The organism is Citricoccus sp. K5, assembly GCF_902506195.1.
Classification (GTDB): domain Bacteria; phylum Actinomycetota; class Actinomycetes; order Actinomycetales; family Micrococcaceae; genus Citricoccus.
Genome location: NZ_LR732817.1, coordinates 2,888,245 through 2,902,179, shown reverse-complemented (window position 1 = coordinate 2,902,179; position 13,935 = coordinate 2,888,245). Strand labels below are relative to the sequence as shown.

The 13,935-nt window shown below is 63.3% G+C and carries 11 protein-coding genes; 10 read left to right on the top strand and 1 reads right to left on the bottom strand.

What is annotated here, in order from left to right; translation table 11 throughout:
* Positions 1-32 precede the first annotated feature (32 nt).
* The 10 genes from BOSE125_RS13010 to BOSE125_RS12965 all read left to right on the top strand — a co-directional run bounded on the left by BOSE125_RS13010 (position 33) and on the right by BOSE125_RS12965 (position 13,244).
* Positions 33-2,531, top strand: a complete 2,499-nt coding sequence (locus BOSE125_RS13010; RefSeq protein ID WP_159553163.1) for an FAD-dependent oxidoreductase — start codon at positions 33-35, stop codon at positions 2,529-2,531.
* Between the two features lie 40 nt (positions 2,532-2,571).
* On the top strand, positions 2,572-3,789 hold the full coding sequence (gene fdhA, locus BOSE125_RS13005) for a formaldehyde dehydrogenase, glutathione-independent (protein WP_159553161.1): 1,218 nt from the start codon (positions 2,572-2,574) through the stop codon (positions 3,787-3,789).
* Positions 3,790-3,923: 134 nt separating this feature from the next.
* On the top strand, positions 3,924-4,358 hold the full coding sequence (locus BOSE125_RS13000; protein ID WP_201301206.1) for a hypothetical protein: 435 nt from the start codon (positions 3,924-3,926) through the stop codon (positions 4,356-4,358).
* A 552-nt stretch (positions 4,359-4,910) separates the two neighbouring features.
* Positions 4,911-6,476: a GMC family oxidoreductase gene (locus BOSE125_RS12995; RefSeq protein WP_159553159.1), complete on the top strand. Its 1,566-nt coding sequence runs from the start codon at positions 4,911-4,913 to the stop codon at positions 6,474-6,476.
* Between the two features lie 19 nt (positions 6,477-6,495).
* Complete coding sequence (locus BOSE125_RS12990; protein WP_159553157.1) at positions 6,496-7,998, top strand: carotenoid oxygenase family protein; 1,503 nt, start codon at positions 6,496-6,498, stop codon at positions 7,996-7,998.
* Between the two features lie 110 nt (positions 7,999-8,108).
* Positions 8,109-9,533: an aldehyde dehydrogenase family protein gene (locus BOSE125_RS12985; protein WP_159553155.1), complete on the top strand. Its 1,425-nt coding sequence runs from the start codon at positions 8,109-8,111 to the stop codon at positions 9,531-9,533.
* Positions 9,534-9,718: 185 nt separating this feature from the next.
* Entirely contained in the window at positions 9,719-10,744 is a 1,026-nt protein-coding gene (locus BOSE125_RS12980; protein WP_159553153.1) for an ABC transporter substrate-binding protein, read from the top strand.
* Between the two features lie 201 nt (positions 10,745-10,945).
* Positions 10,946-11,608, top strand: a complete 663-nt coding sequence (locus tag BOSE125_RS12975) for an ABC transporter permease (protein ID WP_159553151.1) — start codon at positions 10,946-10,948, stop codon at positions 11,606-11,608.
* Positions 11,605-12,438 carry an ABC transporter permease gene (locus BOSE125_RS12970; protein WP_159553149.1) on the top strand — a complete coding sequence of 278 codons (834 nt, stop codon included), beginning with the start codon at positions 11,605-11,607 and terminating at the stop codon, positions 12,436-12,438. Before BOSE125_RS12975 ends, BOSE125_RS12970 begins: the two co-directional genes overlap by 4 nt.
* An 11-nt stretch (positions 12,439-12,449) precedes the next feature.
* Entirely contained in the window at positions 12,450-13,244 is a 795-nt protein-coding gene (locus tag BOSE125_RS12965; RefSeq protein ID WP_159553147.1) for an ABC transporter ATP-binding protein, read from the top strand.
* A 42-nt stretch (positions 13,245-13,286) separates the two neighbouring features.
* Here BOSE125_RS12965 and BOSE125_RS12960 read toward each other — a convergent pair whose 3' ends face one another.
* Complete coding sequence (locus BOSE125_RS12960) at positions 13,287-13,796, bottom strand: MarR family winged helix-turn-helix transcriptional regulator (RefSeq protein WP_159553145.1); 510 nt, start codon at positions 13,794-13,796, stop codon at positions 13,287-13,289.
* Positions 13,797-13,935: the final 139 nt, after the last annotated feature.

Here is a 13,935-nt window from a genome sequence, read left to right as displayed (position 1 = left end):
CCACCCTGAATCAGCACAGCAAGGAGTGATCAATGAGTCCTACGCCCTCTCCCCGGGTCGTCATCATCGGAGCCGGCATCGTCGGCGCGAACCTCGCGGACGAGCTCGCCCAACTCGGACACACCAACACCCTCGTCCTCGAGCAGGGACCGCTGGGGATTCCCGGCGGCTCGACCTCGCACGCGCCGGGCCTCGTCTTCTCCTCCAACGGATCGAAGTCGATGACGGCGTTCGCGCAGTACACGATCGAGAAGCTCACCTCGCTCACCGGCCCCGACGGCCGCGGCTCCTTCCTGCCCGTGGGCGGCCTCGAGATCGCCACCACGGAAGAGCGCCTGCAGGACCTCCACCGCCGCGCGGGCTGGAACCGTTCATACGGAGTGGAGGCGCACGTCGTCGACGCCGACGAGTGCCTCCGGCTCTTCCCCCTGCTCAATCCGGACCTGCCGCTCGGCGGGCTCCTCACCCCGGGCGACGGCCTGGCCCTGGCCGCCAAGGGAACCCAGCTGGTCATCGGGCGCGCCCAGGCTGCCGGAGTCGAGTTCCGCGACCGGACCACCGTCACCGACATCGAGCAGTCCGGGGGCCGGGTCACGGCGGTCGTGGCGGGCGAGGAGCGCTTCCCGGCCGACGTCGTCGTCTCCTGCGCCGGCTTCTGGGGCCCGAACATCGGCAGGATGGTTGGCACCGAGATCCCGCTGCTGCCGCTGGCCCACCAATTCGCGTGGTCCACTCCGGTCCCGTCCCTGGCCGGCGTCAACGAGCTGCCGAACGGCGCCAGCCGCCCGATCCTGCGGTACCAGGACCGTGACCTGTACTACCGCGAGTGGGGTGACACCATCGGCATCGGCTCCTACGCTCACCGCCCCCTGCCGGTCGATCTTGACACCCTGCCGGCCTACCGGCCGGAGGACATCACGGGCGAGCGCATGCCGTCATCCCTGCCCTTCACCCCGGAGGACTTCGCCGCGGAGTGGGAGGCCAGTCAGGAGCTGCTCCCGGAATTGAGGACCACCGAGATCAAGCGCGGGTTCAACGGCATCTTCTCCTTCACACCGGACGGCGGCTCGCTCGTGGGCGAGTCCCGCCACGTGGACGGCTTCTTCGCGGCCGAGGCCGTGTGGGTCACCCACGGTCCGGGCATCGCCCGGGCCGTCGCCGAACTGATCGCGACCGGGCAGTCGAGCATCGACCTGTCCGACTGCGACCTGAACCGGTTCGAAGACGTGCAGACCACACCCGAGTACGTCTCTGAGACCTCGCAGCAGAACTTCGTCGAGATCTACGACGTGCGCCACCCCCTGGAGCCCCGGCTGTCCCCGCGCAACGTGCGCGTCAGCCCCTTCCACGAGCAGCAGAAGGCCCTCGGCGCGTTCTTCCTGGAGGGCACCGGCTGGGAGCGCCCCCACTGGTTCGAGGCGAACGCCGCCCTGCTGGAGGAGATGCCCGCCGAGTGGGCCGCTCCGGAGCGTGACGCCTGGTCTGACCGGTTCCACTCCCCGATCGCCGCCGCCGAGGTCTGGAAGACCCGGACCGCCGTGGCCCTGTTCGACATGACCCAGCTCAAACGCCTGGAGATCACGGGGCCGGGTGCCGGCCCCCTGCTGCACGGCCTGACGACGTCGAGCATGCTGCGGGCACCCGGCGCCGTCAGCTATACGCTGCTCCTTGACGAGGCCGGCGGCATCACCAGCGACATCACGGTCGCGCGCCTGTCCGAGCAGTCATACCAGGCCGGTGTGAACTCCACCGTGGACCTGGCCTACCTCTCCCGCAAGGCCCGCCACCAGAGCGAGGAGGACCCCGCCCAGTGGGTCACCGTCCGGGACATCACCCCCGGCACCTGCTGCATCGGCCTCTGGGGCCCGCTCGCCGCCGCCGTCATGGAGAAGGTCAGCCGCGACGATCTGAGCCGGGACGGGCTGAAGTACTTCCGCGCCAAGGAGATCTCGATCGGTGGCATCCCGGTGACCGCCATGCGCCTGTCCTACGTGGGTGAGTTCGGCTGGGAGCTCTATGCCTCGGCCGACGTCGGGCACCGGCTCTGGGATGTGCTCTGGGAGGCGGGCCGGGAGCACGGGATCATCGCCGCGGGCCGCGAGGCATTCAACTCGATGCGCCTGGAGAAGGGCTTCCGGTCCTTCGGCACGGACATGACCAGCGAGCACGAGCCGGTCCAGGCCGGGCTCGGTTTCGCCGTGAAGGCCTCGAAGACGGACGACTTCGTCGGCAAGGGCGTGCTGGCGGAGCGGGCCGCGGCGGCGACCACGCGACTGCGCTGCCTGACGGTCGACGACGGGGTCTCGGTGGTCCTCGGCAAGGAGCCGGTGTACGTGGGCGGCGAGGCATCGGGCTACGTCACCAGTGCGGCGTACGGATACACCGTGCGCCAGCCGATCGCCTACGCGTGGCTGCCGAACCGGGTGGAGACCGGGGACGCGGTGGAGATCGAGTACCTCGGGCGCCGGATCGCGGCCACCGTGGTGGACGATCCGCTGTACGACCCGGAGATGAAGCGGTTGCGCGGCTGAGTCCGCACCGTTGGAACACCCACAGGAAAGAGGAACCGCAATGCCAGGAAATCGTGCCGTCGCCTACAAGGAACCGGGCGTCGTCGAGGTCATCGACACCGAGTATCCCACCTTCGAGCTGAAGGACGGGCCGGGGGTGAACCCCGCCAACGTGGGACGCAAGGTCCCCCACGGGGTCATCCTGAAGACCGTCGCCACCAACATCTGCGGCTCGGACCAGCACATGGTGCGCGGCCGGACCACGGCCCCGGCCAACCTGGTGCTGGGTCACGAGATCACCGGTGAAGTGGTGGAGGTCGGCCCCGACGTCGAGTTCATCGCGGTCGGCGACATCGTCTCCGTTCCGTTCAACATCTCCTGCGGCCGGTGCCGCAACTGCAAGGAGCGCAAGACCGGCATCTGCCTGAACGTGAACCCGGACCGTCCGGGCAGCGCCTACGGCTACGTGGACATGGGTGGCTGGGTGGGCGGACAGGCCGAGTACGTCCTCGTCCCCTATGCCGACTGGAACCTGCTGAAGTTCCCGGACCGGGACCAGGCACTGGAGAAGATCATGGACCTCACGATGCTCTCCGACATCTTCCCCACCGGCTTCCACGGCGCCGTCACCGCCGGGGTGGGAGTCGGTTCCACCGTCTACGTCGCCGGTGCGGGACCCGTCGGCCTGGCCGCGGCCATGGGCGCGCAGCTGCTCGGGGCCGCCGTCGTGATCGTGGGGGACCTGAACGAGGACCGCCTGGCGCAGGCGCGCAGCTTCGGCTGCGAGACCGTCAATGTCGGCGAGGGCGCGCTCCAGGACCAGATCGAACAGATCCTCGGTGTCCCCGAGGTGGACAGCGGCATCGACGCCGTCGGCTTCGAGGCCCGCGGCCACGGCAAGGACGCCGGCCACGAGGCTCCGGCGACGGTCCTGAACTCCCTCATGGACATCACCACCGCCGGCGGATCCCTCGGCATCCCGGGCCTCTACGTCACGGGGGACCCGGGAGCCGTGGACGAGGCCGCTCGGAAGGGCTCGTTGTCCTTCTCGCTGGGCACGGGCTGGGCCAAGTCCCTGTCCTTCGCCACGGGGCAGTGCCCGGTGATGAAGTACAATCGCCAGCTGATGATGGCGATTCTGCACGACAAGGCTCCGATCGCGAAGGCCGTCAACGCGAAGGCGATCTCGCTCGAGGACGCCCCGCGTGGCTATGCCGAGTTCGACGCCGGTGCGGCGACGAAGTTCGTGCTCAACCCCAATGGGTACCTGACGGACTGACCCCGTGCGTTCGCGCCGGGGCACTCCTCATGGTCCGATCGACATTTCACGGTGGGATCCCACCACGACATGTCGGGCAGTGCATGAGAAACCTGCGACGGTGGGGGGCCCAGGGTTACCGGGGTACGCCTAGAGTGCTGGCATCCTCCGGTGCCTCCGGCGCGGTTGGCGCCGGCTGTGTGGCGGAAGCGCGCGGTGACCGGGCCGGCGATCGGGTGCTCTCCGGTTCGGTGCCCCATTGTCCGCCGGCGGCCGTGCAGTACGCGGCGGTGGAGGCCTTCACGGAGCAGTCCTACGTGGAGTGCGACGTCCAGGTCGCCGGGTTCGCCCGGGCCCGCGCCCTGGTGCTGGAGAACCAGGGCCGGCTGGGCTGGACCGATGCCGCGCCCGCGGACGGCGCCTTCTATTTCTGGGCGAAGCCGGGGGAGGCCATGCTCGCGCGGTGCGGCACCTCGACCGCCTATTGCGAGGCCCTGCTGGAGCGGGCCCGTGTGGCGCTGACGCCGGGCGCCGATGTCGACACCGCGCACGGGGAGCAGTATGTGCGGCTGTCCTTCGCCGCCGGGTAAGACGTGGTGGCGGAATCTATCGAACGGATCGTGGCGTTTCAGCACAGCTGAAGCTGGGCCGTCCCGGATTGAGGCGTCACGTCGACGTCCTGCCGTCCGGCCCGATCTTGGAGGTCGATCGCAACCTCGAGGCCGTGTCCGAAGTCGACGCGGATGAATCGACGAACGGTGACCATCGATGCGGAAGAAGCTGTCTTCAACGAGTCCGTGGAGTCGCGAACCTCATGAAACGTCTTTAGAAGCGCCAAAGTTCGTTCACAGAAAACCTATTCAAGAGAGTTCATGCGGGCGTCCGCGATCGCTAGCCTCGATAAAAAATGAAAAGTGGCTTTAGTGTGAGAACGCTCAGTTCTGCGGTGAGGTCTAGAGGTTGGCTTTTATCGCCGCGGAATTGCCTGGATTCCGAACATGCTTCGGCTGCGCACATAAAAAGGGCCTTGATATTGGATGTGATGCTCATTACACTCGTGGCAGGCCGAAAGCTCGGCCACCGCCAACCGGCGCGAACATGGATTCGTCGCTTTGCGGAGCGAGAAGGACGCGGGACATCGCATGGACAACTGGGATTACATCATTGTGGGAGCCGGGTCTGCGGGCGCGACCCTGGCGGGTCGACTATCTGAGGACCCTTCGGTCAACGTCCTCCTGCTCGAGGCTGGACTGGACTACCGTTCAGCGGAGACGCCCCTGCAGTTTCACGATCGAAACCTTGGCCGAGGGCTCGAGCTCCGGCCCGGCAGGGAGGAAACGAATCCTGACTTCTTCTGGGCTGGCGCCAAGGCCCGGCGACACTCGATGCAGGAGGTCTTCCCCTATCGGCGGGGGCGCGGGCTGGGTGGCAGCTCCACGGTCAACGGCCTCTGTGCCATTCGCGGGGTCCCGTCAGACTTTGCTGAATGGGAAAGGATGGGGGCATCGGGCTGGTCCTATGAGGATCTGCTCCCTGCATTCATCGCCCTGGAGTCGGACCACGATTTTCCGGATGCTGCCTTTCACGGGTCTAGCGGGCCGACGCCGATCTATCGGGAGCCGGAGCGTGGCTGGGGTGGTACCGACATTGCCCTTCGCGATGCTGCACTGAATTCCGGCTACGGGTGGGACGAGGACCACAACTCACCGGACGGGACGGGCGTGGCGGCCTTCGCCATGAACATCCGTGACGGCCGACGCGTCTCGACCAATGATGCCTATCTGGAACCTGCACGAGGCAGGTCGAACCTTCGCATCAAGGGCAACGCCCATGTTGACCGCCTCATCATTGAGGCGGGCCGCGCGGTCGGAGTGATCTTGGCCTCCGGGGAGGAGATCCGTGCCTCTGCGGGAGACGGCGAGATCATCATCTCCGCGGGAGCCGTGCATTCCCCCGGAATCCTCATGAGGTCCGGAATCGGGACTGAGGCCGGGTTGAAGTCCATCGGCGTGGCACCAGTGGAAGTCCTGCCGGTGGGCGAGGGGCACCAGGACCATGCGGTGATCTTCGTGGAGCTGCCAGTGGAGCCAGCCTCGCAGGTGTCGGTGGGAAACCGCCCGACGAACGTGGTGGTGCGCTACTCATCGGAGATGCCCGAGGCGCGGCCCAACGACATGATGCTCATGGCAAGTAACCACAATTACTGGTTCGGCTTGCCGACAGCTGGGCTGGGAATCCAGCTCAATCAGGTCCATAGCCGCGGCACCTACCGTCTTCACTCCGCGGATCCGTTCGCCGAACCCCATTTTGAGATGAATCTCTTGTCGGATCCGCGGGATCTGATCCGGATGAAGGACGCCGTTCGGCGCGCGGACGAACTGCTGTGCGATCAGGCATTCGCCCGTATCGCGACGGCGGAACCACGCCTGCCGGAGACGGATGACGAGATCCTGGGCACGGTGAAAGACGTCATGCACATGAGCTCAACCGTCCGTATGGGAGGAGCCCATGATGCTGAGGCGGTGGTGACGCCGGATTGCCGCGTCAAAGGCCTCGACGGCCTTCGGGTTCTGGATGCCTCCGTCATGCCGACGGTACCCAGCGCCAACATCAACCTCACCATCATTGCCATGGCGGAATTGCTCGCGTCTCGCCTCTTGGACCGAGCTGTGGCAACAGATCACACCGCCGCTCTCATTCGACGCTAGAGAAGAGATGAGAATCAAGATGACCTCGACCATCGATCCACAAATTGCAGAATCATTGTCTTTCCCTGATACCAAGTCATTCGTGGGGATCAACAAGCCAAACCGAATTGAAGCAGACATTCATAACTTGCAGGTAGACGGTCGAATACCTCCACAGGTATCCGGGGTGCTCTATCGGTGCGGGCCCGACCCGGCGTTCCCTCCGCTGCTCGGTGATGACATCTACATCAACGGCGATGGCATGGTGTCCATGTACGTCCTCTCGGAGGGTCGGGCTTCCATGCGGTCGCGCTATGTGCGAACGGACAAGTTCCAGGCCGAACGGGCGGCCGGCCGAGCTCTCTTCGGTGCTTATCGGAATCCATGGACAGATAGTCCCTCGGTCGCCGGGATGGATCGCACGACGGCGAACACGTCCATGATCTGGCACGCCAATAAACTCTTCGCGATCAAAGAGGACGGACTGGCACACCAGCTGGATCCACTGACGTTGCAGACGATCGGCAAACACAACTTCGGTGGACGCCTTCTGAGCAAGACCATGACGGCGCATCCAAAGATCGACCCGGTAACCGGCGAGTGGGTCTTCTTCGGCTATTCAGCCGGCGGTGAGCTCAGCGACGACATCTCCGTGGCCGTGGCGGATTCGAAGGGCCGACTCACGGATGAGCAGTGGTTCATCCCGCCTTACCAGAGTGCGATCCACGACTGGGCCGTGACGCAGCAGCACAATATTCTTCCGGTGATGCCGTTGACGACGGACCGCAATCGCGTGATGGAAGGCGGCCCGAGATGGGCCTGGGACCCCGGTAAGACCACGCATCTCGGAGTCGTCGCGCGCAATCGGCCTATCGATGAGATGGTTTACTTCGAGGGTCCGTCATTGTTCTCCTTCCACACCATGAACTCCTGGACCGAAGGCAACCTGGTGCACATTGACTTGTGCGTCAGTGACAGGGCGCCATTCCCTGATCTCAACGGCAAGATGTTCACCCCTGACGAGGTGGCGTTCAAGCTCACCCGATGGACTTGTGACCTGGACAGGCCAGGAAGCGACTTCGTGCAACGGCCGCTGCTCGATGGGCTCACCGTTGACATGCCGGAGATCGACCAACGCTTCGCGACCCAGAAGTATCGTCACGGATTCATGGCGGCCAGGGACCCGCTGTATCCGGTGAACCCGGAGATCGCCGTAGGGGTGTGGTTCAACACCCTGGTCCACATCGACCATCTGACCGGCGAGTCGGAGCGTTGGTATATCGGGGACGATTCCAATGTTCAGGAGCCCGTGTTCATCCCGCGCTCTGATGAGGCGCCGGAAGGCGACGGCTTCCTGGTGGCACTGGTGAACCGCCTGCCCCGGGCGCATACGGAGCTGGTGATCATCGATACGGCTCATTTCAGCGACGGTCCGGTGGCCACCGTCCACATCCCCATGAATGTCCGCCCCACGTTTCACGGGCTCTGGGTCTCCTCCGAGGAATTGGGGCGGGTGCCGACCCTGGGGGAACCCGTCTTCTGACGGGGACCTATCCATCACCATTCCGCACATGAGCAAATTGCAGCGAACTACAACACAGGAGAATACTTGTGGACACTCAACTAGACACGACCACGCGACCGCAGGTCGAGGTGGACATCGAGAGGCATCTCGTGGGCCTGGGCCACCTCATCGATGGTGAAGTCGTTTCCGACGGACAACGATTCGACGTCATCGCGCCGTGGAACGGAAGAGTGCTGGCCCGATGTCCGGCGGCCGAGGCCGAGCTGTTGGAGAAGGCTGTGCGATCGGCCCGACGAAGTCAGCAGTCCTGGGCTGCTGACTCCGAGGCACGACGCTCTGCCCTGGCGAATATCGCTGACCGTCTGGACGAACATGCTGACGATTTGGGCACCGTCAACTCCGCCGAAACCGGCAAGCCACTGCACATCGGTGTGGGTGAGATCCGAGGCGCCGCTGAACATGCCCGCTGGTACGCGCGGCAGTCCCTTCGGGTCGATACCCTCGAGGACTCGGATGCAGAGCTCACGCAGGTGATCAGAGAGCCCGTGGGGGTGGTGGCCGCCATTGTCCCGTGGAATGGGCCGATCTTGATGCTGATCAACAAGATCGCAGCGTCGATAGCCACGGGCAACACTGTCATCGCGAAGTCCTCGCCCTTTACCCCGCTGACCAGCCTTCTCGTGGGGGCGCTCCTCCGGGATCTGGTTCCGGCCGGCACGGTGAACATCCTGGCGGGAGGGGATGTCCTCGGGAAGGCCATGACGGCACATCCAGATGTCAACATGGTTGCCTTCACCGGCAGCGTGGACGCTGGCCGGGACATCATGGCTGCTGGCGCTCCGACACTCAAGAGGATGCTCCTGGAGTTGGGCGGGAACGATGCCGCTGTGGTCCTCTCCGATGCCGACCTGGAGACAGCGATCCCCAAACTGTACCGAGGCGCATTCGCGCTGAGTGGTCAGATCTGTGCCGCGATCAAGCGCCTCTATGTCCATGAATCCATCTTCGACGACGTGGTCGAGGGCATGGCTGCCCTTGCGCTGGCGGCCAAGGCCGGCACCCCTTGGGAGGACGGAGTCACCATGGGTCCGTTGACCACCAAGCCACAGTTCGACAGGGTCTGCTCGCTCATGGAAGACGCCCTCCAGAATGGCGGACGTGCTGTCACCGGTGGGAAAGCGCTCGATAAGGAAGGCTTCTTTATACCTCCCACCATCATCACAGGGGTAGACCATGGTGTCCGGCTGGTCGACGAAGAGCAATTCGGCCCCGTGCTGCCCATCATGTCGTATCGAAATCTGGACGAGGTGATGGAACGTGCCAATGCGACTGAGTTCGGACTGGGTGGATCCATCTGGACCGCTGACGTTCAAGAGGGGTTGAGGTTGGCAGGCCGGCTCAGGACTGGCGGTGCGTGGGTCAATCGCCATCCACTCGTCGGCGCCTCGATTCCTTTTGGGGGCGCGAAGCAGAGCGGTCTAGGGCGTGAAGGCGGGCAGATCGGACTGGATGCGTTTTGCGAGCTCAAGACCGTCAGCGTCCTGTTCTCGTAACCACTGTTGCCTAAACGTCATCTTCTCGACTCGCTCAGAAATAATTGAAAGCCACTTGACGTGATAAGCGTCACATTTCTATGGTTGTCGCACGCCTCCGGCGCACTTCGATCCGGGGATGTGAGCCGTTTCAGGCGATTATCTCGTCGCCCATTCGCATCGTCTCTCTAACGAAAGTTGTCATCATGTCAGAACGATTCTCTCGCCAGATCATGATAGTCACAGCTGCCACCGGGGCTCTGGGCTTGGCTCTCGTGGGGTGTAGCGCCAATGGTCCAGCTGCCGGGTCGGTTGCCTCCGAAGGGGGCGCCTCCTCGGTTGGGGGGTCTGAGGAGCTGACCGCGATCGACCTGTTGGTCGCTCCTGTCGCCTATGAGCCGGTCTACATCGCCATGGACCAAGGGATCTTTGAGAAGCATGGTCTCGACATCAATATCGTCGAAGGCGGGACTGCAGCTCAGGCGATTCCGCAGTTGGTCTCGGGTGAAGTGGATATCGCGCATACCGGCGGCGTGTCCCATATCGCAGCCGTGGCCCAGGGGATCCCCGTGAAAGCCATTGCGGGTTCGATGAATGCTGACTCCTCCATTGTTACGTCGGGACTCCTGGTCAAGGAAGACAGCGACATCAACAGCTACAAGGACCTCGAGGGCAAGACCGTCGGCCTGCAGGGTCTGCAGGAGACCACCAACCTCGGCACACTGTTGGGAGTGGAGTCGGAAGGCGGAGACCCGGACAAAGTCAACTTCGTTCAGGTGCCACTCCCTGGCTTGAACGACGCCCTGGCCAAGGGCCAGGTGGATGCGGTCTACAGCATCGGCAGTTTCTATCCGGCGGGGCTGGACATGGGATTTCGGCCTCTGGGTGCTCCGGCAAATGAGTTCATGGACGGGGGCGCGAGCGCCCTGTGGTTCACCACGACTGAGTACATCGACGCGAACGAAGAGACCGTGAAGAATTTCCAGTCGGCGATGGAAGAAGCCACAACCTTTGCCATGGACAACCATGACGCAGTGGTGGACCAGCAGATCGAGCGAACCGACCAAGACCCCGAGTATTTAAGGAACGCACCGGCCCAGAACCTGGAATGGCGTATTCACCGAGAGGGCATGCAGTCGACGATCGACGGTCTCGTGAAGTACGGCTTCATTGACTCCGAGCCGACGTTCGACGACGTCGTGTGGAGCGGTGCACCCCTGGTCGAGGGGTGATCCGACACCATGACAGTCATCGAGAATCTCCGTCCGTCCACTAGCAGCCGCCCCTCCGGGGAGGGAAAGAGAGCCACGGCCCCGAAGCGTCTGAGTCGACGGCATCTGACCATGTGGCAGATCGTCACGGTCCTGGCCACCCTGTTGGTCTGGACTCTGATCTACATCAGCGGAGCCTTCAGCCGGGAGTTACTCCCACCGGTGTGGGAGGTCGCTGTCCGCTTCGTCACACTCATCACCGAGTCGGAGTTCTGGTTCGCCTTGGGATTCACCGTCTCCAATGCGCTGATCGGACTCCTGCTGGCCATCATCGTCGGCATCCCTCTCGGGATGGTGCTCGGGACCAGCCCCGCGCTCAATAGATCAACCCAATTTCTCGTGGATCTGGGGAGGGCATTCCCGGTGATAGCACTACTGCCGGTGATGGTGCTCATCCTCGGGGCAACGGCACAAATGGAGATCGTGGTGGTCTTCCTCGGTGTCGTCTGGCCCATCCTGCTGCAGACGATTGACGGTGCCAAGCGGGTCGAGCCGGTGATCGCGGATACGGTCAGTGCCTACCGCATTCCACTGAGATTGCGCTTCATCAAAGTCACCCTGCCGAACGCGGCACCCTTCGCCGTCACCGGTATCAGGATCGCCTCATCGGCATCGATCCTGATCGCCCTCGGCGTTGAAGTTCTCAGTGTCACACCTGGCATCGGTGGGGAGATCTCCAGGGCTCAGACCGACGGCGCCCCGGCTCTGGCTCTTTCATACGTCATCTACGCGGGAATTGTGGGCTTTCTGGTGAACAAGGTGTTGTGGTCGGTTGAAGGAAAGCTTCTGGCCTGGAATCGGCAATCAGTGGAGGCTGCGGCATGAGGACTTTGGCGTTTGAGGTCGGAAAACGTGGCATGAGGGTCGGCGAGGCGCTGTGGCTCGTCGTCGTCCTGGCGGTGGCGTGGTGGTTCTTGTCCGAGGGAAGCGAATCACTGTACTTCCCTCCGCTGTCCACCATCTGGCAGTCATTGGCGACAGGGTTCACCGAGGGCTCGCTGTGGACTGACCTGGTGTTCAGTCTTACGAACATCGTGGCCGGCCTGGCCTTGGGTTCGGTGATCGCGGTTCTCCTCGGGCTGGTGATCGGGCAGGTCGAGAATCTGAGGCTCGTGCTGGATCCGCTTCTCCAATTCGCGCGTTCGGTTCCCCAGTCAGCGCTCATCCCCATTGTCATCGGCGCTCTAGGAATCGGGCAGGCGCCGAAGATCTACATGATTGCGTTCGCCTGTCTGTGGCCGGTCCTGCTCAATACCATCGACGGAGTGCGGTCGATACCACCGGAAGTGCTCTCGATGGCGAAGGCCTATCGCATCCCTCGTCTGCTTCGGCTTCGAAAAGTCATCCTGCCGGCAGCGACTCCCCAGATAGTGGCTGGCATCCGCGTCTCGTTGGCAGTCGGGGTCGTCGTCATGGTGGTCAGCGAAATCTACAGTTCACTGCAGGGTTTGGGGCACTCCATCCACATGGCCGGTTCTGTCTTCGATGTCTCGACGGCGTGGGCAGGCACCTTGGTGGTGGGAGTCCTGGGGTATGTGCTCAGTACGGTCTTCGTCGTCGTCGAGCGGTCAGTACTCGGTTGGTACTACGAATCAGCCGCCCTGGCGGGCGGGAAATCACGCGTGAACCAGACTCGTCGAAAGGCACGAAAATGACGTCTCCCTCCATGAACCTTGACCAATTGGCCTCGAGGAGCGCGGAACACACACTCTCGGTGCAAGGGCTGAGTAAATCCTACGGTGAGGGTGATGCGGCCGTAGAGGTTCTCCACAATCTTGATGTCAGCGTGGAACCGGGCGAAGTGGTGTGCATCGTGGGACCGTCCGGGGCCGGCAAGACGACACTCTTGAGGTGTCTCGCCGGTCTTCTGCCGCCGACCTCGGGCAGGGTCCTACTCGGAGAGCACGAGATGGCGGAGCCCCTCCGTGAAGTGGGAGTCGTCTTCCAAGACTACAGCCGATCACTCCTGCCGTGGATGAGGACCAAGGAGAATGTTGCGTTCCCACTGGAGGGTCAAGGGGTGAACAAAGCCGAACGGATGGCCCTCGCCGAACAGTGTCTGGCCGCAGTCGGGCTGGGGGACATCGGTCGGAAGTATCCATGGCAGCTGTCGGGCGGCATGCAACAGCGCGCCGCCATCGCCCGCGCTCTGGCCTACCAGTCCGAGATCCTCCTGATGGATGAGCCCTTCGCCTCAGTCGATGCCCAGACCCGCTTCGACCTCGAAGACCTGGTTCTGAACCTGAGGAACCGACTGGGAATCAGCATCGTCGTGGTGACTCACGACATCGATGAAGCCGTGTATCTGGCAGACCGAGTGGTCGTGCTCTCAGGACGGCCTGCATCGGTGGTGGATCTCGTGGAGATACCGTTCGGTCAGCAGAGGGACCAGATCGAGACCAAGGCAGATTCGCGTTTCACCCAAGCACGCAGCCGCATCCTGAATCAGATCAGGCACTGACGCAGAGGGTACAGGTGTCACGCCGCATAGAGCGCAGCGTCGTCAGTCGATCCCGTCCGCAAGGTGCCGCGATCGGTGGGCGGTTCCACTGCGATGACTATTCAAGTTGTCAACGCATTCCGAGAGGAGATCCAGAAAGTACTCCCGTTCTCGATGCTTGAGGCTCCCCAGAAATCGTTCCTCAACGACTTGCAGGTGGTCGACGCAAGCGTCCACGAGGTCCGCTCCCTCGGGAGTGAGGTCGGCGATGAGTTTTCTCCCGTGGTTGGGGTCCTGGTGCCTGATAACCAGATTTCGGGCCTCGATGCTGCTGATGATCTGCCCCATGGCCTGAGGCGTGACGAAGGTATGGCGTGCCAGTTCTGAGGAGGCCATGGGTCCATAGTTCCTCAGGATGACGAGTGCCGTGTATTCCGGTGTCGACAACGAGTGGGCCGGGAGGATGTCGTCCATATAGGAGCGGATCCCCCGCTCGGCATTGAGGAGTAGTCCCAGAAGTGGACGTCGATGGGTGGAGTCCTGCTGTGCCGTCGGCTCGAATTCGTCGGTCATGGGTTGGTTCTACTCTCCGTCGTGTGCTGTTCCATTTACAGTATCAACGTTCTTTAGGTGTCTCGACCCGATGGTGATCCGTCAACAGCTAAGTAGGTTGCAGGAGAAGGGATCGCTTGGGTGATTAATGAAAAGAAGC